Origin of the sequence: Rhodohalobacter mucosus, from assembly GCF_003150675.1 — a bacterium.
In the GTDB taxonomy this organism is placed as follows: domain Bacteria; phylum Bacteroidota; class Rhodothermia; order Balneolales; family Balneolaceae; genus Rhodohalobacter; species Rhodohalobacter mucosus.
This window is the reverse complement of sequence record NZ_QGGB01000006.1, coordinates 286,750-312,107: the sequence shown is the minus strand read 5'-3', so window position 1 is coordinate 312,107 and position 25,358 is coordinate 286,750. Positions and strand designations below refer to the sequence as shown.

General features: G+C 47.1%; 22 protein-coding genes and 1 riboswitch. Of the genes, 12 read left to right on the top strand and 10 right to left on the bottom strand.

What is annotated here, in order from left to right; translation table 11 throughout:
* Positions 1-53: 53 nt before the first annotated feature.
* Complete coding sequence (locus tag DDZ15_RS09075) at positions 54-1,973, bottom strand: TonB-dependent receptor plug domain-containing protein (protein WP_109646769.1); 1,920 nt, start codon at positions 1,971-1,973, stop codon at positions 54-56.
* Positions 1,974-2,105: 132 nt separating this feature from the next.
* Positions 2,106-2,348, bottom strand: a riboswitch (cobalamin riboswitch).
* Positions 2,349-2,480: 132 nt separating this feature from the next.
* Between DDZ15_RS09075 and DDZ15_RS09070 the strand changes: the two genes are divergently transcribed.
* The 3 genes from DDZ15_RS09070 to DDZ15_RS09060 all read left to right on the top strand — a co-directional run bounded on the left by DDZ15_RS09070 (position 2,481) and on the right by DDZ15_RS09060 (position 4,216).
* On the top strand, positions 2,481-3,119 hold the full coding sequence (locus DDZ15_RS09070) for a low molecular weight phosphatase family protein (RefSeq protein ID WP_109646768.1): 639 nt from the start codon (positions 2,481-2,483) through the stop codon (positions 3,117-3,119).
* A gap of 316 nt (positions 3,120-3,435) precedes the next feature.
* Positions 3,436-3,840, top strand: coding sequence for a phosphoribosyl-AMP cyclohydrolase (locus DDZ15_RS09065; protein WP_109646767.1), 405 nt, complete (start codon positions 3,436-3,438; stop codon positions 3,838-3,840).
* Positions 3,833-4,216, top strand: a complete 384-nt coding sequence (locus DDZ15_RS09060; protein ID WP_109646766.1) for a DUF2237 family protein — start codon at positions 3,833-3,835, stop codon at positions 4,214-4,216. The genes DDZ15_RS09065 and DDZ15_RS09060 overlap by 8 nt, the downstream gene beginning before the upstream one ends.
* Before the next feature lie 53 nt (positions 4,217-4,269).
* On the opposite strand, the gene DDZ15_RS09055 is transcribed toward DDZ15_RS09060, so the two are convergent.
* On the bottom strand, positions 4,270-5,352 hold the full coding sequence (locus DDZ15_RS09055; RefSeq protein ID WP_109646765.1) for a Gfo/Idh/MocA family oxidoreductase: 1,083 nt from the start codon (positions 5,350-5,352) through the stop codon (positions 4,270-4,272).
* A 188-nt stretch (positions 5,353-5,540) separates the two neighbouring features.
* Here DDZ15_RS09055 and DDZ15_RS09050 point away from each other — a divergent pair, with 188 nt between their 5' ends.
* The 3 genes from DDZ15_RS09050 to DDZ15_RS09040 all read left to right on the top strand — a co-directional run bounded on the left by DDZ15_RS09050 (position 5,541) and on the right by DDZ15_RS09040 (position 7,940).
* Positions 5,541-6,188: a class I SAM-dependent methyltransferase gene (locus tag DDZ15_RS09050; RefSeq protein ID WP_109646764.1), complete on the top strand. Its 648-nt coding sequence runs from the start codon at positions 5,541-5,543 to the stop codon at positions 6,186-6,188.
* Positions 6,189-6,465: 277 nt separating this feature from the next.
* The gene (locus tag DDZ15_RS09045; RefSeq protein ID WP_109646763.1) at positions 6,466-7,098 is read left to right on the top strand and encodes a YgjV family protein; all 633 of its coding nucleotides are present in this window, start codon (positions 6,466-6,468) and stop codon (positions 7,096-7,098) included.
* Between the two features lie 23 nt (positions 7,099-7,121).
* Positions 7,122-7,940, top strand: coding sequence for a uracil-DNA glycosylase (locus DDZ15_RS09040; RefSeq protein ID WP_109646762.1), 819 nt, complete (start codon positions 7,122-7,124; stop codon positions 7,938-7,940).
* A gap of 54 nt (positions 7,941-7,994) precedes the next feature.
* On the opposite strand, the gene DDZ15_RS09035 is transcribed toward DDZ15_RS09040, so the two are convergent.
* From DDZ15_RS09035 to DDZ15_RS09010, 6 genes are all read right to left on the bottom strand, one after another.
* A complete protein-coding gene (locus DDZ15_RS09035) occupies positions 7,995-10,706 on the bottom strand; it encodes a serine/threonine-protein kinase (protein ID WP_109646761.1) in 2,712 nt (903 codons plus the stop codon).
* A gap of 268 nt (positions 10,707-10,974) precedes the next feature.
* On the bottom strand, positions 10,975-12,105 hold the full coding sequence (gene hppD, locus DDZ15_RS09030; protein ID WP_109646760.1) for a 4-hydroxyphenylpyruvate dioxygenase: 1,131 nt from the start codon (positions 12,103-12,105) through the stop codon (positions 10,975-10,977).
* A 192-nt stretch (positions 12,106-12,297) separates the two neighbouring features.
* On the bottom strand, positions 12,298-14,265 hold the full coding sequence (locus tag DDZ15_RS09025; RefSeq protein WP_109646759.1) for an acetoacetate--CoA ligase: 1,968 nt from the start codon (positions 14,263-14,265) through the stop codon (positions 12,298-12,300).
* Between the two features lie 70 nt (positions 14,266-14,335).
* Positions 14,336-15,250 (bottom strand): flavin reductase family protein, encoded by a 915-nt coding sequence (locus DDZ15_RS09020; protein WP_109646758.1) that lies wholly within the window; start codon positions 15,248-15,250, stop codon positions 14,336-14,338.
* Positions 15,251-15,454: 204 nt separating this feature from the next.
* Positions 15,455-16,708: a fumarylacetoacetase gene (gene fahA, locus DDZ15_RS09015; RefSeq protein WP_109646757.1), complete on the bottom strand. Its 1,254-nt coding sequence runs from the start codon at positions 16,706-16,708 to the stop codon at positions 15,455-15,457.
* Between the two features lie 246 nt (positions 16,709-16,954).
* Positions 16,955-18,115 carry a homogentisate 1,2-dioxygenase gene (locus DDZ15_RS09010; RefSeq protein ID WP_109646756.1) on the bottom strand — a complete coding sequence of 387 codons (1,161 nt, stop codon included), beginning with the start codon at positions 18,113-18,115 and terminating at the stop codon, positions 16,955-16,957.
* A 191-nt stretch (positions 18,116-18,306) separates the two neighbouring features.
* On the opposite strand from DDZ15_RS09010, the gene DDZ15_RS09005 reads away from it, so the two are divergent.
* The 5 genes from DDZ15_RS09005 to DDZ15_RS08985 all read left to right on the top strand — a co-directional run bounded on the left by DDZ15_RS09005 (position 18,307) and on the right by DDZ15_RS08985 (position 22,222).
* On the top strand, positions 18,307-18,888 hold the full coding sequence (locus DDZ15_RS09005) for a TetR/AcrR family transcriptional regulator (protein ID WP_158278659.1): 582 nt from the start codon (positions 18,307-18,309) through the stop codon (positions 18,886-18,888).
* A 147-nt stretch (positions 18,889-19,035) separates the two neighbouring features.
* A complete protein-coding gene (locus DDZ15_RS09000) occupies positions 19,036-19,440 on the top strand; it encodes a VOC family protein (RefSeq protein WP_109646754.1) in 405 nt (134 codons plus the stop codon).
* Positions 19,441-19,775: 335 nt separating this feature from the next.
* The gene (locus tag DDZ15_RS08995) at positions 19,776-20,189 is read left to right on the top strand and encodes a DUF3224 domain-containing protein (RefSeq protein WP_109646753.1); all 414 of its coding nucleotides are present in this window, start codon (positions 19,776-19,778) and stop codon (positions 20,187-20,189) included.
* 114 nt (positions 20,190-20,303) lie between these two features.
* Positions 20,304-21,563, top strand: a complete 1,260-nt coding sequence (locus DDZ15_RS08990) for a hypothetical protein (protein WP_146198556.1) — start codon at positions 20,304-20,306, stop codon at positions 21,561-21,563.
* Positions 21,564-21,724: 161 nt separating this feature from the next.
* Positions 21,725-22,222 (top strand): hypothetical protein, encoded by a 498-nt coding sequence (locus tag DDZ15_RS08985; protein ID WP_146198555.1) that lies wholly within the window; start codon positions 21,725-21,727, stop codon positions 22,220-22,222.
* 518 nt (positions 22,223-22,740) lie between these two features.
* Here the strand turns inward: DDZ15_RS08985 and DDZ15_RS08980 are convergent.
* The gene (locus DDZ15_RS08980; RefSeq protein WP_109646862.1) at positions 22,741-23,778 is read right to left on the bottom strand and encodes an Atu2307/SP_0267 family LLM class monooxygenase; all 1,038 of its coding nucleotides are present in this window, start codon (positions 23,776-23,778) and stop codon (positions 22,741-22,743) included.
* 255 nt (positions 23,779-24,033) lie between these two features.
* The gene (locus DDZ15_RS08975; protein ID WP_109646750.1) at positions 24,034-24,417 is read right to left on the bottom strand and encodes a polymer-forming cytoskeletal protein; all 384 of its coding nucleotides are present in this window, start codon (positions 24,415-24,417) and stop codon (positions 24,034-24,036) included.
* Between the two features lie 280 nt (positions 24,418-24,697).
* Between DDZ15_RS08975 and purE the strand changes: the two genes are divergently transcribed.
* Positions 24,698-25,186 carry a 5-(carboxyamino)imidazole ribonucleotide mutase gene (gene purE, locus DDZ15_RS08970; RefSeq protein ID WP_109646861.1) on the top strand — a complete coding sequence of 163 codons (489 nt, stop codon included), beginning with the start codon at positions 24,698-24,700 and terminating at the stop codon, positions 25,184-25,186.
* Positions 25,187-25,358: the final 172 nt, after the last annotated feature.

Below are 25,358 nucleotides of genomic sequence, written 5' to 3'. Positions count from 1 at the left end.
CGCCTCTCTGCACGTAGAAAAGGGACAGGAGTGAGTCCAAAGTAAGTCCTGCATCAAAACCGAACCCGCACACCGCCCTTCAGTGCGGTTCCTATGGTATTAAAACCATACACCTCTGTAAATTCTGTATTGAATAAATTTTTCACATCAGCAAATACTGTGACACCGTAGTTCTGCAATCCGTACTCAGCATAAATATGTACAAGCGTGTAAGCATCCAGGGTTACGTTCTCCTGGGCAAAGTTGTTGGCAGGATTAAAGTAGAGATCACTCCTTTCACCGTTCCACTCCCCTTCGACCCGAACCGTCAGTTTTTTCCAGAACCGCACGTTCGTATTCAGCCCGAAACTGTGTTCGGGACGCCTTATCAGATTACTGCGTGTAACTTCACCGCCATCCGTCCGCTCCGTGATCTCTCCGTCTGTATAATTGTACCATGCAGCTGCCGAAATGGTGTTGCCGAAACGCCAGTCGGCTGTCAGTTCCAGTCCGCTGTCGTCCTGCCTGTCGCGGTTGAGATAGCCCTGGCCAAAGGTGAATATGATCAGATCGTCAATTCTTCGTGAGTAGTACTGTATGCCTGTTTTCAATGAGCTGTTGAAGAAGTACCCTTCAATACCCGCCGTCATATACAAACTTCTCTGCGGATCCAGCTCAGCATTAGCACCGAATGGACCAAAGAGCTCATCGGGTGTCGGCACTTTGAATCCCGTAGCAATTGATGCGTTCAGTTTCAGATTTTCGGTTATAAAATAGGACGGTGCCGCGCTGAATGTGGAATTAGTACCGTATTCAGAATGACGATTCAGCCTGTAGCCCAGTTCCGCGTTAAAACCGTTTACGTCCTTGAGATAGAATGTAGCATACGGGCTTGCTATCCTCGCTTCCCTGTCGGTTGCTTCCTCCCCGCCCGGAATGGCGTAATCCTGAACATTGAAACCGGCCAGAAAAGCGGTATGATCCCCAAATCTGTAATCTGCAAAGATATCTGCATCGTGAAAACGGCCTTCAAACCGGTTCAGACCAAATTGTGATTCAAAAAGCCGCGTGGTTCTGGTGTACCCGTAATCGGCTCTTACACGCAGATCTGCGCTCCTGTATTCGGTTCTGATGCCGGGATTCATCATCTCCAGCTCGTAGCTGTTATCCGCATCCTGAAACGCACCATCGTCATAGTCGCCGTTATTCGCAGAGTAATTCAGAAAAGGAGTAATTGTAAATGAGTCGCCGGCCAGAATTTCTACCCTGCTGAAGAAAGAGTTCATTCGGTGGCCATCGTCCCCGAATTCATTCCCGGCCTCCTGTGATCTGGCTGCTGAAAAACCGTCGGATGATTCCCTGTTATAGGATACATGATAGCGCAAGGTATTTTGAATCGCCCCGCTGACGGCGGCAGAACCCTTAACTGTATTGAAAGCTCCATAGGAGAGTGACGCAGTTCCGCTAAAAATTTTATCAGCGGGAGTAGCAGAGATCAGGTTGATTACTCCCGCAATAGCATCCGTTCCATATAGCGTTGACTGACTGCCCTTGATCACCTCTATCCTTTCGAGCTGATTGACAGGCAGGAGACGCAAATCAAACAGCCCTCCCACACCCGATGGATCGGTAACCGGTTTTCCGTCGAGCAAAATGAGAGTGTTTTGGGCTGCGGCACCCTGCATGTAGAGTATGCGGCTGTTGGCTGGTGAACCGTATGAATTGTTCACACGGATTCCGCTCTGACGATTCAGAATCTGTGAAATGTCGCTTCCCGAACTTTGCTCCAACTCTCTGCGGTCGATTATGATAACCGGCTTTGTTGTCTCCCGCCGCGAGAGCGGCAGCTTGGATGCGGTAACAACAATCTGATCAAGTTCAGCTCTGAGTGAGTCGCCCGAAGATGTTTGTGTGGTATCTGCAATCTGTGCCTCAGAGACTGAAACACCAGAAAGTATGACAGATGTAATTAAAAGTAGCTTTTTCATGCTCATGGTTTTGTTATTTATTTAGTTAACCGATGAGCTTTCGCAGTAGTAAAAGATGGGCGATATAGCACGCCATATGGATCAAAAAGTGGAATCCGTACAGTAATCCTACATTCCCGGCCTTTCCTCCGAAAGCCTGAATCTGAAGTGCAATCAGGCAGGTCTTCTGACTTACTCAGCTTTCAGCGGCCTTCCCATCCCGGATATTTCGGGACAGTGGCTTAAGGTGACTAAAAGCAAACAGAGATTACAGCTACGGGGATAGTTCCGGACTTCACGTTTTCTCCAATTCCCCTGGAGAAGGTGTCACCGGATTCCCTTTTCATCCTCAGAAAAAGTTAACCAACCGTTTCATAAGGAACCTGTTGCACTGCAATGGTAAGATGATTGGGCATGCAAGTCAACTGATAAAGTTATGGTAATATCTGTTTCATATTTTCCCATTTAGTAAGTTCAATTAAAACCGGATTCAAGAATGCCGTCAATGGAGAATGGAAACTATAACCGCTTTTTATGATAAAGACATACCTTGAAAGTATTGAAAAAGAGCCTGCAGAGCTTGATACGGAGCGCCACGAACGGCTGCTCAGTGAGATTGCCTCTTTTGTGGCATCAGAACTTAAACGCGGTAACCGCCCAAAACTTCACTTTATCTGTACTCACAATTCACGCCGAAGCCAGCTTGCTCAAGCATGGTGTGCTTTTGTGCAGGATTGGATGAATCTTGACTTGGCTGACTGTTACTCAGGAGGAACGGAAGTCACTGCCTGCAATGAACGAACGGTTGCCGCTTTGGAGCGGGCTGGCTGCAATATCAATATCGAGAGTGATAGTTTTGAAAATCCTGTTTTCAGGATTACAGCATCTGATTCCGATACCTCCGTCAGGCTATGGTCCAAAATGTATCATGACGAATCAAACCCTGAAGAAAATTTTGCAGCAGTGATGACCTGTGATCATGCTGATGCCAACTGCCCCTACATACCCGGCGCGATGCAGCGTTTCCCCCTCACCTACACGGATCCGAAATACGCAGATAATACCGATTCAGAGCAAGCCGCATATGATAAAACCTGCCGTATGATTGCTGCAGATATGATAAGGCTTTTCAGAAAAGCAGACGCATTAACGCAGGAGCACATATCCCATTAAAATTGATCTGATTACTTTCTTACATTAACAATATTGAGAAAGGTGGAGTGAAGGGACGAAAGAGAATTTATAACTGTTTTATTCACCGCATGTACCGGTGACCCAAAGGCTTCATCATGGCAATGAAGAAAATATGATTTTTTTGAACTCCTGCTGAACAGACAACGTTCTGACTCTCGATAGATTCAGGATAATATTCAGCTTATATTCAACAATTTATACCCGTCCACAACTCGTTGTTACACCACATTTGATTCGGGAAGAGCGTTCACCGGTGCAGGCGTCATTGGTATCACATGATTTAAAACAGAAAAAGATGGTCAAAAACAGATCTTTGGTTGAAGAAGGGACCGACATTAACCTGCAATTCGAAAAGCGGGACGGGCTGCTTCCAGTAGCCGTTCAGGACTCGTCGACCGGCGAAATTCTTATGATTGCTTCCGTGAACAGGGAAGCATTTGATCATACCCTGGAAACAGGCGAGCCTGCTTTCTGGAGTACAAGCCGGAACGAGCTATGGATCAAGGGACTCACATCGGGCAACACAATCCGGCTTGATGACGTGTTGGTTGATTGCGATCAGGACGCGCTTGTTTACAGGGTAACCCTTGAAGGTGAAGGTGTCTGCCACACAAAAAATAAGAACGGCGTTCATCGGACATCCTGTTTTTACAGAAAACTTAACCGGGAAGGAAACCAACTGGAGTTTAAAGATGAATAAGCAGGCTAAAAATGTATTTGGAGAAGAGATTATTGTATGCAGCGAGAACCCACTAACCGGGTTCTACCGAAACGGCTGCTGCGACTCAGGTCCCGAGGATCGTGGGAATCATATGGTTTGCGCTGTCATGACCGAAGAATTTTTAGAATTCTCAAAACTGATGGGCAATGATCTTTCCACGCCTCTGCCCCAGTACAATTTCCCCGGGCTCTCCCCCGGTGATCGCTGGTGCCTCTGCGTGATGCGATGGAAAGAGGCCTTTGATGCAGGCAAAGCACCGCAGGTTGTTCTGGAGGCCACCAACGAACAGGCACTTGATTTCGTGACCATGGATGATCTTCTCAAGCATGCATGGAAAGAGGTTGATTATTTATGATCGGCAAGTGATTGATCAGGGCCTGCTGCCCGTGGAGTATTGTAATATTTAAATCAGGACAGTTCAACTGCCCTACCCGTTTTCACGGATTCATCACTGGCAAGTACGATTTTAAGGGTATGAACCACTTCATTCAGATGGCCGGTCAGATCCAGGTCTTCCATGATTGATTTCAGAAAATATTTTTGCTCAAGATAGCACAGTTCATCGTGATCCGGCTCCTCAGGTGTATCAAGAATTTGTTCGGGACTGACCAGACGTCCCTTTTTATCCCGTTTTGATGAATGAAGCTGAAGTGCGGGTACGCCAGTATGACTACCGATATCAGCAGAACTCCCGCGGGGCAGGTCAAACGTATTTTTCCGTATACTGACGCTCCCCTCAGGACCCATAACGTCTTTAATAAAATATGCCTGTTCACTGATCATCGGTCCCCAGCCTGACTCGTACCAGCCTACCGATCCGTCATCGAACCGTACCTGGAGCTGACCGTAATTATACATACCCGGGTCAATTTCCTCTGAGAGGCGGGCACCGATCGCGTGAACGGATACAGGTTTTGCTCCGGTCATCTGACACATGACATCCACATAATGCACTCCGCAGTCGACGATGGGCGACATTGCCTCCATGATATTTTTGTGCACTTCCCACTCGCTGCCCGAGCTCTGTTGGTTAAGATTCATTCGCATCACCAGCGGCTTGCCAAGCTTTCGGGCGCGGTCAATAAATTGCCGCCAGCCGGGATGATGACGAAGTATGTAGCCCACAACCACTTTTTTACCGGTTTGCCGGGCTGCTTCAACCACAGCTTCAGCATCCCCTACAGTCTCAGCGATCGGTTTTTCGACAAATACATGGGCACCGGCTTCCAACGATTTAATGGCGTACTCTGCATGAGTACCCGGGTACGTACTGATGCACACCGCATCTGGATTTACTGCAGAAAGTGCCTCTTCAAAATCTCCAAACTCTGCTACACCGCCAAGCTCTTGTGAAAGGCGACCCCGGCTCTCCGGACCCCGGCTTACCACACCCGCTACATCAAATTCATCCAGCCGCCGGTAAGCCCTGGCATGGGAAGTTCCCATATTTCCGCATCCTACCACTAACACCCGGTATTTTTTGTCGGCCATGTCTTTACTGTCTGCTTTTTTTGCTTTTCATATTCATAACCATGAGCTTTTATTTTGGTCTTTTACTGCATGGTTACTCACTCTTTGAGTGCTGAACAAGAGGATACCAAATTCACTCTACCATGTCCACATAAAAGCATTTATACCTTCCAATCATAGTTTTTTATTATTGTGAAAAAAGCTAAAGCATGAGGACCGCCATTTCCTGCATACTGTGTAACTCTTCAAAAACAGAACCTTTTCTTGAGGCGGATGGGTACGAATACCTCATCTGCTCAAACTGCGATCTCATTTTTGTTCGCCCCGGGCAGCGTCTCACTCCGGATGAGGAAAAAAGCCGTTACGATCAGCATGAAAATGATCCGGATGATCCGGATTACCGGGAATTTTTAAGTCAGCTGTTCAAACCTCTTCAGAAATTGCTGAAGCCCGGAAGTCACGGACTTGATTTCGGTTCAGGTCCTGGACCTACACTGAGCCTTATGTTTGAAGAAGCCGGTCATACAATGAATATTTATGATCCGTTTTACGCACCCGACAATTCGGTATTCGATAAGCAGTACGACTTCATTACCACAACCGAAACAGCTGAACATCTGTTTGATCCGGGCAGCGAATTTGACAGGCTGTGGGAATGTCTGAAACCGCATGGCTTTCTGGGAGTGATGACCAAATTTGTTCCATCCCATGACCGGTTCAAAAACTGGCACTATCGCAGGGATGATACGCATGTAGCGTTTTACAGTGAGAAAACATTTCGGTGGATGGCTGACAACCGGAACGCTTCCCTCAAACTGGTGGGCGATCGGGTGGCTATTTTTCAAAAAAAAGGATGATTTCATACGGTGACCGCTGCTTTTCAAGCCTTTCAATACAGATTGAGCGTAGAAACTTCCGGATCGAATATTTACTGCAATTCAGATTTGTCCTGTGAATTTTTTTCACTCGCAGCTATTTGATCTCTATTACATATCCCGATTCCGGTTTTTGTCGTGCAATCCTATTCATCTCTCAAACCTCTTTTACACTCTATAAAAAAGCGAATGATTTTACCTATTTTGTTGAATCAGTAATTGAAACGGACTAACCCCTGCCGGGTATTCACCTCTGACCATGGAAACGGACCTTATATACGAACTGATCGGTTACGCAGCATCACTATTGGTTGCAATATCACTGATGATGAGCGGTATTGTTAAGCTGCGGATAGTGAATATGGTGGGCGCCATCACTTTCACCGTTTATGGCTTGCTGATTAATTCGATGCCCGTTGCCGCCATGAACGCGTTTATCGTGATCGTGAATATTTACCATCTGGTTAATATATATCAGAAGAAAACCGAGTTTGACCTGATACAGGTTAAACCCGATAATTCGGTTTTGAGTCATTTTTTGCAATATCATCTGGACGAAATTATGACTCACCAGCCGGCTTACAACCCGGACGAAGGGTATTCTTTTAACCTCATGATTTTTAACAAAATGATGCCGGTTGGAGTGGTTTGCGGCAATCAGCAAGGTGAAATCCTGAATGTGGACCTGGATTTTGTGATTCCAAGTCACCGTGACTTTAAAGCCGGTGAATATCTGTACAAAGACCGGAAAGAATTTTTTATTGACCAGGGTATCCGTGTTATCCGGGCCAGCAGAGGCGATAAAGAACATAACCGCTACCTCAAAAAGATGGGATTTTCAACCGTCGGAGCAGGGAATAACCCGGAATTGCAGCTTGCCTCCAACCTGTAGCATTTGTAACCTGCATTTGTATTATGGAAAAACCCGATTCAGTTACCGAAAAAGAGCTATTACAGTATCTCGAGTTTGAAAACGAGGTATTCGGTGCATTTTCCATACCTGATTCAGTACCGGATGATTCAGACGGTGCCGGTACTCAGAAGGATGCGGCACATACTCAATCTGAATCCGATGCAGTGTCAGATTCGGTTTCAGAAACCGACAAGGAACAGGATCATTCAGAACGTGAAGAGCCTGTCTCACTTTCGATCGAAGAACGCCTGGCCAAATGTTCAACACTTGAAGATCTGTACTCATTTTGCGAAACCGCCGATGAGCTTCGAACAGATCTGGATAACACCAACCTGGTATTCGGAGTCGGAAATCCGTCGGCGGACCTTATGATTATCGGGGAAGCTCCCGGAGAGCAGGAAGATATTCAGGGTGAACCTTTTGTCGGGGCAGCGGGGCAGCTTCTGAACAAGATACTAAAGGCCATCCGGTTCAGCCGTGAGGATGTTTACATTGCCAATATTCTCAAGCACCGGCCGCCCGGCAACAGAAATCCGTCCACTGCGGAAAGAGAACGCAGTCTGCCCTATCTGCTGCGTCAGATTGATCTTATTCAGCCCAGGCTGATCCTCTGTCTTGGCAGGGTATCTGGCACCACACTTCTCGGGCGCGAGGAGTCGCTCAAAAATCTTCGCGGGCAGTTTTATCCGTTTCGCGGTGCAGAGCTCGCGGTAACCTACCACCCGGCCGCCCTGCTCCGTAACCCGCAATGGAAACGCCCTGTGTGGGAAGATGTTCAGCAGGTAAGAAAACGGTATGACGAGCTGGCCGGCACACCCTGATGAGCTCCGTAGGACAGGCAGTTGAACAGTACAGATTAACTGGTTCTTGCGGCATCACTCGAGAACCAACGGATCCCTGCCCAGCTCCCCGAATATGCGGTTTGTTCTCCGCAATACCGACTGAACAAGTGCGGGATTCAGTTCATCCTTCATCTCCATGATCGCTGAAGAACTTTCTGCGAGAAGCTGCTCAGACTGAACCGTTAATCCTTTTTTATACAGAATTTCGCCCAACAGGTTATTCCCGGAGTGATACTGCCACTGCGCTCTGCCCTCTTCGTTGTCATAGAGTGCAATGGCTTCCCTCACTACCTCCTCCGCACCGTCGTAGTCCTCCAGCTGCAAGTAGTTTTCAATCATTTCGATCAGATGGGGATAGCGCTCAAGTACATTATTACCTGAAGCTTCTTGCTGAAGATCCAGCTGTTCCTGCCTCAGTTCTATCGCATTTTCATGATTATTGAGTGCTGTATGAATCCGTGCAAGAACGATTGTGCCACGCTGAACATCTGCATGCGTTTCGGGCAGTGTCCGTTTCCACATGGCCACGGCTTCTTCCTGAATGGGAAGAGCTTCTTCCGGCCTTCCAAGATTGTGATAGAGATTGGCCAGATTGTGCATGCCGCGTGCCACATCCGGGTGATCCCCGTCATACAGTTCCTGTCGCATTTCAAGATCCTGCAGACGAATAGGCAGAGCTTCCTCATTTCGCCCCTGCTGCATCAACATATAGGCAACCGTATTCAGGCTTTGAGCAACCTCAGGGTGAAATCCGTTATGATAGGCAATTCGGCGCTCCATTACGTCCTGTGCCAGTTCTGTTGCCTCTTCAAGCTTGCCCTGCATCATCAAAGCTCCGCTGATATTATGCAGCGTGGTGAGGTCGTGGTTTGTCTCAACAGAATCGATCCCTGTTTTCTGGCTATAAGAAGCTCTAAGGTAGGGTTCGGCAGACTCACCGTCCCCCCTGTAAAGGTATACAAGGCCAAGCTGATTAAGCACCATGGATGATTCCCTCCAGTCTTCCTCAGGTGCATTTTGAGCCGCCTCCAGCCCTGCCGTCAAAACATTTTCGGCCTCCTCCAGATTTCCGTTTCGGATATAGGCAAGCCCCAGCTGGGACCGCGCTCCGTATGTTTGTTTATGCTCTTCACCAAATGCCTCCAGTGAAAGCGTGAGGGCCTGTTTCAGCTGGTCGATCGATCTCTCAAGACGGCCAAGATTCATATCTACCGTTCCAAGGGTATAGCGAACAGCCGCTTCGGTTTCTGGCTGGCCTGAAAACGATTCCTCTACCAGTCCGTTGGCAAGCTCCACAGCTTCCATAAGGGTAAGATCCTTGCCCTCCGGGTTGGTAATGGGATCGGCTTGTCCGATAATCTGCTGCAGGAACAGATTTACAGAGTTGGCAACCTGCGTTTGACGCTGTGCCTCTGCAGCCTGGGCCAGTGCCCGTTCTTCCGCCTGTTTCGTTTCAATGGCGAACGATACACTGAGTATAGTCGCGGTTACAATACTCAGGAAAACAGCCGCTGACCCGAATACCAGCGCTTTGTTCCGGCGTATAAATTTTCCGGCTTTATACGCTGCATTTTCCGGACGTGCATGAACCGGAAATCCTTTCAGGTACCGGCTAACATCGTCTGAGAGCTGCTCAACAGAGCGATAACGGCTTTCCTGTTCCTTGCGAAGTGCTTTTTGGATAATGGCATCCAGGTCGCCAGTCAGCTTATGTGCAAGCTGCACAGGCGACATATTCATGGTAACTGCCACCTCTTCGCTCTGAGCTGAATCCCTTACCTGAAGAGATGGAAGCCTGGGTTCAGCCTGCCGGATGAGCATTTCGATTTCACTGATGGATTTTTCGCTGAGATCAATCGGAAAACGGCCTGTCAGCAATTTATTAAGCAGCACACCCAGGGCGTACACATCCGTTGAAGTGGTAATGTTTTTACCTTCAACCTGCTCAGGTGCTGCGTATGCTGGAGTCCAGAACTTTTGACCGGGACGGGTTTCCAATAACTCCATATCACTCATCTGATGGTCGAGCAGCTTTGCAATTCCAAAATCAAGAATTTTCACGCGCCCGTCTGCATCAACAAATATATTATCCGCCTTCAGATCCCGGTGAATAATCAGGTTGGAATGTGCGTACTCAACAGCTGAGCAAATGTCGCAAAACAGTTTTAATCTGTCATTGACAGAAAGGGCGTTACGGTTGCAGTATTCATCGACAGGCATTCCGTCGACGTACTCCATAACGAGGAACGGGAGTCCGTTCGCAGTGACTCCGCCATCGAATAACGCGGCAATATGGGGGTGATGGAGGGCTGCCAGTATCTGCTGCTCCATCCGAAACCGTTTTACCGTGTCATGCGATTTAAGGCCCTGTTGTACAATCTTTATGGCGACCTGCTGAGAAAAATCTCCTCTTGCGCGTTCAGCTTTATACACTGCCCCCATTCCCCCGGATCCTATCTGTTCGGTAATCTGAAAGGCACCTATCTGCTTTCCTATCAGATCCTCAACCGATCCTATGGAAATACCGGAGAGGTCGTCCATCAGCATCTTTTCCCTACCCGGTTTGGTGGATAAATAATCCGTCTCTTCCGATTTCTGAATGGCGTCGAGCAGTTCATAGACCTCTTTCAGAAGTTCGTCGTCACTGCTGCAGGCTTTTTCTATATAAGCAGTCCGTGATTCTTCATCCAGCGTCAATGCCGTATCCAGAATGGACTCTACTTTTTCCCAGCGTTCCTTTTGCATCGTTTTATACCCTGAAATTTAACAGGCTGCTTACACAGCCTTTGTGATCTCTACTTATTGTAAGCGTCGTTTTTACCTATGAACTCTCATAATAATACCTGCAATTCATTATGTAAGGGCAGCACTTCCGGAACTAGTCTACACAGTCCGCCCACTCCCTATGATTTCCAGGCCCTGGATGGATAAGTAACAAATTTTGATTCAACCGTACAAAATCTGAAAACGGATATAAAACAAAGCAGACAGATCTGTGAAGCCCTGGCTGCCTCTACAGTGTACCCCTGAGCTCCTGCTCACATTCTATCGCTTCGAACAGCGCTTTGAAATTGCCCTTGCCAAATGACGTGGCGCCTTTGCGCTGAATTATTTCAAAAAACATCGTGGGTCTCGGCTGTATGGGTTTGCTGAATATCTGGAGCAGATATCCCTCGTCATCACGGTCAACCAGAATACCCAGTTTCCTGAGTGTATCGGTTTGCTCATCGATTTTTCCCACTCTCTCTTCCAATTCGTCATAATATGTATCCGGAATAGAAAGGAATTGTACACCGCGTGACTGCAGCTCTGAAATGGTCTCTATAATGTTGTCGGTTGCAACGGCAACGTGCTGAACGCCCGGACCCTCATAAAAGTCAAGATACTCCTCAACCTGTGATTTCTTTGCACCTTTGGCCGGCTCATTGATAGGAAATTTGATGCGCCCGTTTCCATTGCTCATCACCTTGCTCATCAGTGCAGTGTACTTGGTTGAGATGTCCTTGTCATCAAAAGAAAGCATCTGGCGGAACCCAAGCACATCCTCATAAAATTTCACCCAGTAATTCATTCTGCCAAGCTCCACGTTACCCACCATATGGTCTACGTATTTCAGGCCAATCGGCTTGATTTCCATTCCGGAATCCCACGACTCATATCCCGGCAAAAAAACACCTTTGTAATCCTTTCTTTCTACGAAGATGTGTACTGTATCACCATATATTTTTATTCCGGAACGCACAACCTTTCCGTGTTCGTCGCGCTCCACCATCGGTTCCATATAGGATTCTGCTCCCCTGTCGATGGCTGTTTTATAGGCGTAAGCGGCATCATCAACCCATAGTGCAATTACCCTGACGCCATCTCCGTGCGTGTCGATATGCTTTCCGATCTCCGTTCCGCTTTTTAGCGGAGACGTCAAAACCAGCCGTATTTTATCCTGTTGCACTACATACGACTCACGATCCCTTGTCCCGGTTTCGAGTCCGCAATGTGCAACGGGATGAAATCCGAAAGCAGACTGGTAGAAATAGGCAGCCTGCCTCGCATTGCTGGTGTATATCTCGACATAATCCGTACCCATGATAGGCATGAAATCTTCCATTTCTGCTGTTCCCTGTTTTTTCTCTGCTATGGTATCCATGGTTGTTTGATTGATTTGTTGTTCCTAATTGATATTCTCTTTTCAGTTTTAATCATCCCCTTTCAAGAGGGGAAAGAAGTTGAAGCGATCAGCGAATCTTCAGGGGTGTTCAGGATGATTCCATATGCTTGAAGAACACACCCCTGAATCAAACATACCGCACTGCGCGCTTCTGTTTGATACTGTCCCCTCTCAAGAGGGGACTTTTTTTCCCATCCGGATAAACACCTCCATTGCTTCGGGATTCTTCATTGCATCTTTACTCACCTCCTTACCCATTTCCATACCCAAAAGAGCCTTTTTCACCGGCACTTCCATCTTTTTCCCGCTAAGAGTATATGGTATGGCAGGAACGCGGATTACATAGTCGGGCACATGGCGGGGTGAGCATTCGCTTTTCAGGTTCTCTTTAATTTCAGCCGTGATCTCATCCAACTCCGTTTTCTCATCGAGCACCACAAAAAGCGGCATCACATCCGCGCCATGATTGTTTTCCAGGTTCACAATGAGACTATCCTTTATGCCCTTCATCTTATTGAGTACTGCGTAGATCTCTGCGGTACCGATCCGAATCCCTTTCCGGTTAAGTGTAGCATCCGAGCGTCCCTGAATCACCAGGCTTCCGTCTTCAAACAGCTTCATCCAATCGCCATGCCGCCATTTTCCATCGAAGGTGTCGAAGTAACTGGATTTGTACCGTCCGTAATCATCATCACCCCAGAAATAGATAGGCATTGACGGCATCGGTTTTTGAATCACCATTTCACCCAATGCGCCGATCGTTTTACGACCCTCCTCACTGTATGCGTGCAGATCGGCTCCCAGACAACGCTGCTGTATTCGTCCACGTTTTACCGGCTCATACGGGCAGCCGCCTACAAAAGCCGTACACATATCGGTTCCTCCGCTCATACTGCAAAGCCATACATCCCCCGATACTGAATGGTAGACCCAGTCGAACACTTCGGGAGGCAGGGGCGCACCCGTTGATCCTATTGAGCGAAGTTTTGAAAGATCAAACTCTTCACCGGGTTGCAATCCCTTTTTCATACATGCAGAGAGATAGGGAGCGCTGGTGCCAAAGTGGTGAATCGGAAGTTCAGACGCATATTTCCATAGAACATTCAGATTCGGAAAACCGGCCGATCCGTCGAATAGCACTGCAGTTGCACCCGCAAGCAGGCTGGCCTGCATGAAATTCCACATCATCCATCCCGTAGTCGTATACCAGAAGAAGTTTTCACCCGCTTTTACATCATTATGGAAATGCAGGTACTTGAGATGTTCGAGCAGTACACCGCCGTGTGAGTGAGTGATTGCCTTGGGTTTTCCGGTAGTTCCGCTGGAGTACAGTACCCAGATGGGATCATTAAACTCCACAGGTGTAAAAGACAGTTCCTCCGGGGGTGTGCGAAGTATATCTTCCCACACTTCTATCTGCGGTGAATGCGGATGCGGCGTTTCATCCTCAAATGCAGGAATAATCACGGTTTTGCGAATTGAAGGGATCCCCGCTGCAATTTCATTGATCTCATTCAAACGTGAGTGCCGCTTTCCACCATACGTGTATCCCTTCGCTGCAAAAAAGATGGCCGGTTCAATTTGCGAAAACCGGTCGATTACCGTTTGAACACCAAAATCAGGCGAACAGCAGCTCCAGATTGCACCGAGTGAGCTTACCGCATAAAAGGTGATCATCGCTTCCGGAGTATTGGGCAGATATGCGGCTACCCTGTCGCCTTTGCCAACTCCCTCACTGATCAGCCATTCGCGAACAGCCGATACCTTTCTCTCCAGTTCCATCCAGCTTATTGTATCGACCCTGCCGGTATCGCTACGGAAGTGAATTGCAGGACGCTCATCATTTTTCATCCGGAAAATATGTTCAGCGTAGTTCAGCGTTGCCCCTTCAAACCATCGGGCACCGGGCATCTTCTCCGCGGAGAGAACACGTTCGTAGGGCGCATGGTGAATGATCTCAAAATAGGTCCACAACGACCCCCAGAATCCGGCAATATCCTCCACAGACCACTCCCACAACTCACTGTATGAGTTAAATGAAAGTCCCCGATGTTCCTCAAGCCACCTCTCGTACTTCTTTAGATTCGATTCATTGATGAATCGCTCCGAAGGTTTCCAAAGGGTGTTTGATTGTGTCATTCTATTTAATTTTTGGTCGTCCAAGTCCCCACTTCCCATTGGGTTCCCTGCTGGGCGAGAGGGGATTTTTTTACTCCGCACTCTTTCCAATCATCATCACGGCCAGTGCGTCCTTCACTTTTCCTTCCTCTATCATCTTCCTTCCCAGATGATGCATGGCCTCGCGCCTTGTATCACTGTTATCATGCAATTCTTCCAAAATCTTCTTCACCTCTTCCATACCCGATGCTTTTTTAATCTCTACTTCAGACGGCAGTGCATCCAGGTTTCCCAGGCGTCCCAGGTGGCTGCCGGTCAGCACGGCGCTGCTTCGAATCTCATCCGGTAGACCGTCCACGCCCAACACACTGCTGCCGCCGGGGCGCGCCAGCTGAAACATGGAATGTGAATTTGCATGACAGTACCAATCCCCTCCCATTCGCGCAATCAGCTTTAGCTTTACCTGGTCGGGATATCCGTCTTTGTCCAGGTACTCTTCATTAATGTGCGCCGAAACTGCGCGTGCAATCACAAGATTTCCGGCTCCTCCCTCTGCTCCCAGCTCAATCACGCGGTCTACCACACACTCGAACGCAATGGGTGCCTCCATAACCCTTGGAGGTCTTACCCTGTCTGAGGGTACTTCCGTAAATCCTGCCTTATCAAACTCATTTACCCCTTTTTCCCAGGCTGCACTGGCAAGCGACATTTGCTCCAGCATAGGGCTGTTTACAATATTGATAACCACTTCAGCCACCTCTTTCACGTTATGATAGGTATCTTTATGTTCCGCGCTTCGGCCGCTGCGCGATGGTGAAAAAATCATCACCGGCGGCGTGGACGAAAACATATTGAAGTAGCTGAACGGACTAAGGTTCACGCGCCCTTCACCGTCAATGGTACTGGCAAAACAGATTGGCCGGGGTGCCACGGCAGCCGTCATAAATTTGTACCGCGTACGGTTATCAACGGATTCGAAGTCGATGGTTTTGGTTTTTGGTGTCATAATTTCTTTTGAAAATTGGTTTTAAAGTCCCCTCTTGCCCCGCAAGGATCCCGATGGGAAGAGGGGAAAGCGAAAACAAACGGCAAAATGCCGGTTTGTTAAGCCAGGGGTGTGTTCACGGCACTAGAAACGTGTTAAAACAATATTTCCTGGCTCTACCATTACACACCCCTATATCCCCTCTCGAGAGGGGACTTAATGTATTCATACTTTAGCGATAATCTTTCCCTTACATTCGCCGAAACCAACCCTGATTCCATCCTCACTTTCGGCATACCCGCGCAGGATCACTGAATCGCCATCCTGAAGCCAGCTGCGCTGTTCGCCATTGCCGAGCGTAACCGGCCTGGATCCGTTTTCAGTTATTTCAAGCAGACACCCCAGTGATCCCGGATCCGGCCCTGAAATGGTGCCTGATGCCATCAGATCTCCTACATTCAGGTTACATCCGTTTGAGGTATGGTGCGCCACCTGCTGTGCCATACTCCAGTACAGGTACCTGTGATTGGTATTGCACACCACCTTCTCCTCCCCTCCGTCCGGTTGAATGGCTGCCTGCAGGTTGATGTCGTAGTGGTTCTTGCCTTCGTCCCTTAAATAGGCCAGCGGAGCGGGATGCTGCTCCGGACCATCCATTTTGAATGGTTCCAGGGCTTCCATAGGCACAATCCAGGGCGATATTGTAGAGGAAAAACTTTTACCCAGAAAGGGCCCCAGGGGTTGATACTCCCATTTTTGTATGTCGCGGGCTGACCAATCATTAAATAAAGCCATCCCAAAAATGTGTTCCTCGGCTGTATCCACACTCACAGGACGTCCGCGTCTCGTCTCCTTCCCGATCACAAATGCCATTTCAAGCTCAAAATCAAGTTTTTGCGACGGTGAAAAGACGGGATGATTTTGTCCATCAGGCACAATCTGGCCGTTTGGACGATAAATTTCCGAACCAGATATCACAATCGAGGAGGCCCTTCCATGATATCCTACAGGCAGGTGTTTCCAGTTTGGAAGCAAGGCGTTGTCAGGATCGCGAAATAATTTCCCAACATTGAAAGCATGCTCACGGCTGGAGTAGAAATCGGTATAATCTCCCGCTTTTATTGGTACGTGAAGTGTGACTTCGTCCATAGCAGCCAGCAAACCCCCGATGTTTCTCAGAACCGAACATTCATCACAAAGAGCCTGTTGAACCGTGAGCCGGATTCTTCCCGTAACCTCTTTACCCAAGGCTATAAGGCCATTCAGATCATTGGATTTCAATACTCCGTAATCAAACTGCATCTCCTCAAAAAGTCCCTCCTCGGCGGCATCGGCCACATCCACCACATAGTTGCCAATCGCCATCCCAACACGCTTTCCCTTTCCGGCTTCGGGGAGTGAAAAAATACCGAACGGCAGATTGTGGATTGAAAAATCCGAATCGGACGGTATGTCGAGCCAGGGGGTTAGTTTGGGCATGCTATGTTCAGTTGTGATTTATTACGTGTATCGGTTTAACGTCCCCTCTTTAGAGGGGAAATCGAAAACAAACGGCAAAATGCCGGTTTGTTGGGCAAGGGGTGTGTTCAGAGCTCTAACAAAAATCGTTTAACAGCTATTTTTCCTGGCTTTAACCTTACACACCCTTATATCCCCTCTTCCCATCGGGATCCCTGCGGGGCAAGAGAGGACTTCTGTATCTTCTTTCTTACAAAAACTTTCACCTTAATCCTTCAGCCAAGACCGGTAATACTCCCCGTCATCCAGCTTCAGGGCGTTTTCGGTTACCATTAACGGCTTAAATGTGTCTACCATTACGGCCAGTTCTTTGGTTTCCTTTTTGCCGATGCTTCCTTCATAGGTGCCCGGATGCGGACCGTGCGGAATGCCCGCGGGGTGCAGCGATATATGACCTTTTCCCACATGTGAGCGGCTCATGAAGTCACCGTCCACATAATAGAGCACTTCGTCGGAATCGATATTTGAATGATTATAGGGAGCAGGAATGGCCTTTGGATGGTAATCGTACATTCTCGGACAAAACGAGCAGACTACAAACGCGGAGGTCTCAAACGTCTGATGGACAGGCGGCGGCTGATGAACGCGGCCGGTTATCGGTTCAAAGTTATGGATCGAAAATCCATATGGGTAATTATAACCGTCCCAACCCACTACGTCGAACGGATGCGAAGCATAGATAAGCTCATGCAGCATGCCCTTCTTTTTTATCTTCATCCGGAAATTTCCCTTTTCATCGTGAGTTTCCAGCTGTTGAGGCAGCTTGTAATCGCGCTCACAGAAGGGTGAGCTTTCGCGAAGCTGTCCAAACCAGTTCCGATATCGTTTGGGTGTGTAGATGGGAACATTCGACTCGGTAATGAACAGCCGGTTATCCTCATCCTTAAACTCAATCTGATAGATCACGCCTCTCGGGATGAGCAGATAGTCCCCATACTCAAATTCGATGTTTCCAAACATGGTGCGAAGGGTGCCTTCACCGCGATGAACAAAGAGCAGCTCATCGGCTTCGGTGTTTTTGTAAAAATAGTCGGTGAGCGACTTCTTCGGAGCTGCCAGATGCAGCGTTACATCCGAATTAGTCAGGATGGCCTCCCGCGAATCCAGAAAATCATCCGTGGGCTTTATGTCAAATCCCTTCAGCAGGCGCGCAGTTATGTTGTTCTGAACCGCCACGCTCGGGGAGACATCTATCGGCTCATTGATCTCTTTCACCATTGTGGGCGGATAGTTGTGATACAGTATGGACGACATTCCATCAAAGCCGATGGTTCCGAATACCTGTTCATGATACAGTTCTCCCTCCGGCTTGCGGAACTGTGTGTGCCGTTTGGGTGGTATTTTTCCAAGTTTGTGATATATTGGCATACGTTAACCGATTTGTGAACAGTTGTTCATCTAAGATAGAAGTTGGCCATTAAATTTCAAATCCTATGGAATTCAAGGGCAAGTAAAATTTATAGTAGAAAGTGGTTAGCTGGCATTTGGTGGTTGGCAACTTTCTGTTCATTAACACCGAGATCAGCTCTACATCCAGCATACATTTTAAACTCATTCCCATGCCCAAAAACCACTCCCCCCGAAAAAAACAGTTCCTGGATGAATCCCTGAAAATGATTCATGAGAAGGGTTATCAGGCCACAACCATGCGTGATCTGGCCGAGCGGATGGGATTCGAGGTGTCGAATATTTACAACTTTATAGATTCGAAAGAAACCCTTCTGGAAACTTATCTCTTCCAGATCTCAGAGGATTTTCATTCAGGAATAGATCATATCCTGGAATCCAGTCACAACTCCACGGGAAAACTTAAAGCGTTAATCAGCCTTAACATCCAACTCACCGCCACAAAGCCGTACCAGGTAGGCCTTCTGGTAAATGAGTGGCGAAATCTGAAGGAACCGAAGCTTAAAAAATTCACTGACCGTCGTTCGGAGTATGAAGAGAAGGTGCGGTTGATTATCAGCGAAGGAATTGAAAGCGGTGAATTTCGGACTTTTGATCTCGATATTATCACCCATGCCGTGCTCTCATCCGTACGATGGATCTACTATTGGTACACCGATCACACCGAGGAGGCCAATCCGATTGAGCTGGAAAAACAGCTGACGGAGTTTATTTTAGGAGGTGTGGTTAGGTGATGGAGGGTGGTAGATGGTAAATGGTAGATAGTCGTTAGTTGTTAGTTGTTAGTTGCTAATTGATAAAATATTCTCCATTGACCATTGATCATTGACCAACAACCAACCACATCCAACCGACAACAGTCAAATTCCAATCCATTTCCCATGATCAATCGTCTGGCACATATTTGCATTCATACCCGGGACCTTGCACTCACTGAGAGATTTTATTGTGATGCGCTCGGACTTAAGAAAGGTTTCGAATTTGAAAAAGACGGAGATTTATATGGATTCTACATCAAGCTGGGAAATAAGTCATTTATCGAAGTCTTTAAAGGGGATCCCGGAAATGTGGGCAATATCAATCATCTGGCGATGGAGACTGAGGATATAGACAGGGTCATATCCCGACTGCGTGAAAGTGGCTTTGAGGCTACAGACAGGAAGCTGGGCGGTGATCACACCTGGCAGGCGTGGACCCGCGATCCAAATGGTGTCCGAATTGAATTCCACCAATACACGGATAAAAGCATGCAGTTTGAAGGCGGGACTTGTAAGGTTGACTGGTGAGGACAGGCTACAGGCTACAAAAGACGTAATGAGAAATTTTTCTGAGATCGAAAGTCAGCAGTCAGCAGTCAGCAGTCAGCAGTCAGCAGTCAGCAACGGCAGATTTGATTTTATTAACTCAATACTCAAAACTCAAAAAATTAGAAACTTTTGAGATCGTATATCACAAACTACATTCTGAGATCATCTGTCTCACGTTTGACGTCTGACGTCTACCTTTTCATTCCTAGGCTCTGCTCTGGACATTCTTTTCACTTTTGCCTTTTGTCTTTTGCCTTCTGCCTTTTCACTTTTCACTTTTCACTTTTCACTTTTCACTTTTCACTAAAAAAGCTATGAACATTTCCGGTTCCTTCACTCCAAACCTCTCCCCACTTGAACCCTACTCCACCGGCAAGCACGGCATGAAACTGGGACGGATGTCAATTGATAAAACGTTTGAGGGCGACCTGAATGCGGTGAGCAAGGGAGAGATGCTGAGCGCGATGACGCCTGAAAAGGGCTCGGCCGGGTATGTGGCGATCGAGCAGGTAGAGGGAACCTTATCCGGTAAAAAGGGAAGCTTTGTCCTGCAGCATTACGGAATCATGACCAATGGAGATCAGCGGCTGATCCTGGAGGTGGTGCCCGGCTCCGGTACGGGCGAACTGGAAGGCCTGGCCGGCAGCATGGCGATCATTATTGAAGATGGGAAGCATACTTATGAGTTTGAATATAAGCTGCCGGAGCAAGACGGTTATTCGGATTAAGCTATTTCTATAAACACCTTTAAAAGAATTAGTAATACCTATTATAAGTTTGCCTTAAAAAACTTTTTAAACTATTGTTTATTCTATCTATCTATTATAATCCTCTACTCCAAGATGAAACACAAAGCTAAACATTTCTGCTCAATATCGATTTGGAGCGTAATAATCACTTCTCTCATTTCTATATTTTCAGTATCAACTACTTCAGCGCAAGCTCATCTTATTCCCGGTTATTGGGGGTGGGGTACATTCGATGAATACGGGAGAGCTTTAAAGACGGTATTTAGTGAAGCATATGATCGATCAGTACGGGCAAGAGTACAAATGCAAGCTAAGTATGGAATAGAAAATATGACCGGAATACGGGCTGATACAACTGGATATGAGCTATTTCACATCAGGCCCGAAGAAAGCATCTGGTACGGCAGCTGGGTTGAGGATCAATGCAAAGATTCTGAAGGGAATGATTTACCTGAAAATTCCGGAAGAACATGCAGAACTCAAGATTTCTCATCTGTAGATACCATACGCACCAAGAGCTACCAAACAGCCATTGACTCAACATTAGCTCAGAAGCTTATTAGTTTATGGGAAGAAATGTTGGTCCGAAGCAGCTATAAGCAGGTAAGTAATACAATGAGCACCGGGGGAGTCACATTACAATACTCAGCTTTTAAATTCGGTTATGGCCAAATGATAGGTTACAGTAGAAATCCGGATCAATATACCTATACAGGTGAATTAGCAAATATATCATTTTTAATGCTGCAAGCAGCTAGAACTGAATCTGCTATAGACACAGACTCATTGATTAACCAAATTGATTACCGAGCTGATAGCCTGTTGGGTGAATTATTAGATTATGGAAACAAAGCACCAGAGAGAGCCAGAAACAATACCGTGCTGAAAGGGTGTGTTGATGAGTACAGAAATATGACTAATAGTATTTATTGCTGGCAAGGTTATTTAAATAATGACGAAAAACCCTATCTGATTGTAGCAAATAAGAGAGATGAAGAATTTGTTTTTGAAATTCTAGAAATATCTGATTCAGCCGTGACGAACAGAGTGCATATTTTACCTGTAATATCCATAAATAGCCCGTATAAATGGGATGATAAATTTTCAGGATGGCAAAACTATTTGTTAGAACCATGGGACATTTTTGACCTCATGACGAATACCAAAAACAATGAGTTGCAGGTTTTTGGATATAGAGAATTCAGTTTAGAAAATGAAAATATTTTTTATCAACCTAATTCAGTTATCATACGATTTGATGGTTTATTATCCGGCAGAGATAAGAGAGAACGATTAGACATTAATGGTGATCATGAGTGGTTTAAAATAACGAGTCTTTTTAAAGATGATTAAACAGTCTAAAATTTTTAGCCATCAATAAAGCACATTGAAATTACACTACTGAGTTTAGTTACTATCATTTATGGAATTACCCATAATACCTATTTATTTATCCTTGCTATTATTTATCCTTGCTATTTGGAATTTAATTTAAATTTCAAAATACCATCTCGATGAAATACTTTTTATTGTTTTTGCTCTTAACGATTCTATCGACAGGATGCCACGAGTTAGATATGTCACTCGACCCTCCCCCCCCGCCTCGACACAGTCTGGATATTGATGGTGATGTGCAGCTGCGGGGAACGGTTTCCCGAGTGGGTTTAACGAATGAAATTAACACACAAATATGGGCCGTTAATATGGGAGCCGACACTGCCAGAATTGAAACCGGCGTCTGTGCATTCAATTTGTTGGCCTACAATTCCCGGAAAGAAAACCGGAAACTGGTTTGGTACAATCGAATGCCCGAAAATTATGTTTGCTTTGATGAACTTCTCAATTACAACTTACCATCAAGTGACTCTCTGCTGCTTGATGATCAAATTTACATAAGCGGTGATAACTGGTACTGGGATCTTCCGGAATCCAACTTGCATTTTGAATTGGAAGCTGTGAATGAGAAAGGGCAGATCACTCAAACAGATACCAAATCCTCTGTCATAAAGTGATTAGATTACCAAAAGTTACGCTTATACGCTTATGCCATTTGCTCATTGCGGGATGCCGATCTGCCGACTAATATATCATCCTATTCCTATACCCCATCAGAATTCTGTCATTTATCAACTCCACCTGCTTTTCGGCTATATCTTTCTCAAGCTTCAGCTTCTTCCTGAAATTGGTTTTTTTTGCTATTAAACAATCGTGAGGCAATCATATCGGGTATATGAGACACAAATTTACGCATAATGCAAATTTATCCAATCAGGCAGCCTTTAAACCATGTCCTGTTTCTCTTTGAGGGAAATAATGAGTCGTGGTAAAACTCACTGAGCCTGAGACTTCAGAACAGTGAATACTTCTACCCAAGACCACATGCAATATCTCAGGCTGATGGACAGGGGCTCTCGCTGATTACCGCAGATGTTACTTTTCCCGGTGGACAGCTCAAAAAAATCCTTTCCTTGCCTCCGTGGCAATTCAACTCCGCGCCCTTTGCCCCGAAACTTCGGGGCGGTGAACCCTGCTATACCCCTAAAGCTCCTATTTTCTCTCTGACGGCCGGGGCCACCTCTTTGGCGAACAGCTCAATCGATCGAAGCAGCTTCTCATGCGGGATAGACCCCACGCTCATCTGAAGCAAAAACCGGCTATGGCCGAAGATCTTTTGCTGGTACAGAATTTTCTGGATCACATCATCAGCACTTCCTACAACATTGGCACCCCGAAGCGTACAGGAAGCCTCAAACTGTTCGCGGGTCATGGGCGACCATCCCCTCTCCCGCCCGATTTTGTCCATTTGCGTCTTGAATGCGGGAAATGCAGTTTCAATGGCTTCCTCACGGGTCTCCGCAATGAACCCGTGCGAATTGATGCTGACCGGCTGCGGATCGTGGCCGTTCTCGATGGCGCCGCGTTTATGCAGTTCCGCCATCGGCTTGAACTGTTCCGGGTATCCGCCGATGATCGCAATCGCCATGGGAAGCCCCAGTGCACCGGTCACGTAAGCCGATTTGGGTGTTCCGCCCACGGCCCGCCAGATCGGCAGCTTGCTCTGCAGTGCCCTCGGATAGACCCCTCTCCCATTCACATCCGGCGTATGCGCTCCCTTCCAGTGAAGAATCTCATTGTCATTGATCTCCAGCAGCTGCTGAAGCTTCTCCTCAAATAGGTCTTCGTAGTTTTGCAGGTCATACCCGAACAGAGGAAATGATTCAATAAACGACCCGCGACCCACCATAATCTCCGCCCTGCCTTTCGACAGCAGGTCGAGCGTGGCATACTGCTGATACACGCGAATGGATTCCTCCGATCCCAAAACCGTTACAGAGCTTGAAAGACGTATATTTTGCGTTTTTGCGGCAATTGCCGAAAGAATCACCGAAGGCGCCGAAGATACATACTCTTCGCGATGGTGCTCTCCAACTGCAAAAACATCCAGTCCCAGCTGATCGGCCAGCTCGGCCTCCTCCAGCAGGTGCTCTAGGCGCTCGGCCGGATGAAGAGGCTTTCCGGTCTCACCAAGGGGTGTGTTTTCGACGAAAGTGTAGATTCCGAGTTCCATTTTTTGAGTTTTGAGTAGTGAGTAGTGAGATGCAGGATGCAGCAAAAATCAGCAGTTAACGGTTTCCGAATTTTAGGTTTCAACCGGCAACAGACAACCTACAACTAACCACTGACCACTCCCAACAAATCCGTTCAATATTAAACAATTTACCCGAAATTTTCAGATCGAATTTCATGAAGAGATGCAGTGAAGATATCTATCAGAGCGTCAACGGAATTTGATACCGGCCTGTGATTCAACCAAGGCGTCCAATCACTTTTTGAAAGCAGGCCCGCCGTTTTTATTCATTAAAATTTGCCCCTCGATCATGGCGTCAGCGTCCACCTGCAATGATTTGGTATGGATATCGGCTTTGATGCTGGCGGTGCTTCTAAGTGAAGCCAGGTTTTCGCAGTGTATCTCCCCTTCCACCTTTCCCGCAATATCCACATTGGTGGCAAAGATCTTGCCCTTTACATATCCGTTTTTATCCATTTTAAGCGTCCCTTTAATATGAACGTCGCCCTGAATGGTGCCCGCAACGGTCGCATCATTTTCGGAAGTGAAACTTCCCCTGATGGATACCGCGCTGCTTAAATAGTTGGATGATGAACCGGAAACCGGTGAAGTTGTTGGAGCTGATTTTTTATTGATCATGAGTCGTACAGTTGGGGTCGCGGGAGCGTGTCCCTTAACCTGGTTTGAAACGTTTGAAAGTCATTTTTCACTTTTATGAAAAAGCATCTCAACTGTTCCGGGTTTCTGCAAAATTTTCGGCATCAAACAAACTCCCCCAAGGTGCTTTTTTACCATTATCTGTCAATAGTTGTATCTTCTATTTTGTGTTCAGGAAAATAACTTTGAAGTTACCGAAGTCTGCATCCTGACTTTTAAGGAAGAAACCGGGTTTATATTTCCATCCATAACCAGAACTAAAATGACTGACAAACCAATTGTAGGCGTGGTAATGGGCAGCGACAGCGACTGGCCCACCATGAAAGAGGCTGCCGATACATTAACCGAATTCGGCGTGCCCTTCGAAAAACAGGTGGTATCGGCTCACCGCACGCCCGACGTGATGGCAGAATATGGTTTAACCGCACGTGATCGGGGACTCAAGATCATCATTGCCGGGGCGGGGGGCGCAGCGCATCTTCCGGGCATGCTCGCATCGTATACCACGCTGCCCGTTGTGGGTGTACCGGTAAAAACCACGGCACTGGGCGGACTCGACTCCCTCTACTCCATCGTTCAGATGCCAAACGGCGTGCCGGTGGCAACGGTAGCTATCGGGAAAGCAAAAAATGCGGCCCTGTTGGCCATCCGCATGCTGGGCATGGATAATTCGGAACTCGCTGAAAAACTGGAAAAGTACCATATCCGAATGGCGGATGAGTCGATTGACAAGACGAAGAATTTGAAATAGCCACGCAGACTTGGAATGTAATGTCAGACGTGAGACGTCAAACGTGAGACACAGGCGGCTACCGAGCTTGTAACAAACACTATTCAGGCACATTCATTTCTTCTGCCTTTTGCCTTCTCACCAAAATCATCCATTCTGATAACGTATCATAATCCTTCTATTCCCGTGGCTA

Bases quoted from the DNA above. Each gene is read 5' to 3' on its own strand.
- DDZ15_RS09075 (WP_109646769.1), bottom strand. From the start codon at position 1,973: ATGAGCATGAAAAAGCTACTTTTAATTACATCTGTCATACTTTCTGGT.
- DDZ15_RS09070 (WP_109646768.1), top strand. From the start codon at position 2,481: ATGATAAAGACATACCTTGAAAGTATTGAAAAAGAGCCTGCAGAGCTT.
- DDZ15_RS09065 (WP_109646767.1), top strand. From the start codon at position 3,436: ATGGTCAAAAACAGATCTTTGGTTGAAGAAGGGACCGACATTAACCTG.
- DDZ15_RS09060 (WP_109646766.1), top strand. From the start codon at position 3,833: ATGAATAAGCAGGCTAAAAATGTATTTGGAGAAGAGATTATTGTATGC.
- DDZ15_RS09055 (WP_109646765.1), bottom strand. From the start codon at position 5,352: ATGGCCGACAAAAAATACCGGGTGTTAGTGGTAGGATGCGGAAATATG.
- DDZ15_RS09050 (WP_109646764.1), top strand. From the start codon at position 5,541: ATGAGGACCGCCATTTCCTGCATACTGTGTAACTCTTCAAAAACAGAA.
- DDZ15_RS09045 (WP_109646763.1), top strand. From the start codon at position 6,466: ATGGAAACGGACCTTATATACGAACTGATCGGTTACGCAGCATCACTA.
- DDZ15_RS09040 (WP_109646762.1), top strand. From the start codon at position 7,122: ATGGAAAAACCCGATTCAGTTACCGAAAAAGAGCTATTACAGTATCTC.
- DDZ15_RS09035 (WP_109646761.1), bottom strand. From the start codon at position 10,706: ATGCAAAAGGAACGCTGGGAAAAAGTAGAGTCCATTCTGGATACGGCA.
- hppD (WP_109646760.1), bottom strand. From the start codon at position 12,105: ATGGATACCATAGCAGAGAAAAAACAGGGAACAGCAGAAATGGAAGAT.
- DDZ15_RS09025 (WP_109646759.1), bottom strand. From the start codon at position 14,265: ATGACACAATCAAACACCCTTTGGAAACCTTCGGAGCGATTCATCAAT.
- DDZ15_RS09020 (WP_109646758.1), bottom strand. From the start codon at position 15,250: ATGACACCAAAAACCAAAACCATCGACTTCGAATCCGTTGATAACCGT.
- fahA (WP_109646757.1), bottom strand. From the start codon at position 16,708: ATGCCCAAACTAACCCCCTGGCTCGACATACCGTCCGATTCGGATTTT.
- DDZ15_RS09010 (WP_109646756.1), bottom strand. From the start codon at position 18,115: ATGCCAATATATCACAAACTTGGAAAAATACCACCCAAACGGCACACA.
- DDZ15_RS09005 (WP_158278659.1), top strand. From the start codon at position 18,307: ATGCCCAAAAACCACTCCCCCCGAAAAAAACAGTTCCTGGATGAATCC.
- DDZ15_RS09000 (WP_109646754.1), top strand. From the start codon at position 19,036: ATGATCAATCGTCTGGCACATATTTGCATTCATACCCGGGACCTTGCA.
- DDZ15_RS08995 (WP_109646753.1), top strand. From the start codon at position 19,776: ATGAACATTTCCGGTTCCTTCACTCCAAACCTCTCCCCACTTGAACCC.
- DDZ15_RS08990 (WP_146198556.1), top strand. From the start codon at position 20,304: ATGAAACACAAAGCTAAACATTTCTGCTCAATATCGATTTGGAGCGTA.
- DDZ15_RS08985 (WP_146198555.1), top strand. From the start codon at position 21,725: ATGAAATACTTTTTATTGTTTTTGCTCTTAACGATTCTATCGACAGGA.
- DDZ15_RS08980 (WP_109646862.1), bottom strand. From the start codon at position 23,778: ATGGAACTCGGAATCTACACTTTCGTCGAAAACACACCCCTTGGTGAG.
- DDZ15_RS08975 (WP_109646750.1), bottom strand. From the start codon at position 24,417: ATGATCAATAAAAAATCAGCTCCAACAACTTCACCGGTTTCCGGTTCA.
- purE (WP_109646861.1), top strand. From the start codon at position 24,698: ATGACTGACAAACCAATTGTAGGCGTGGTAATGGGCAGCGACAGCGAC.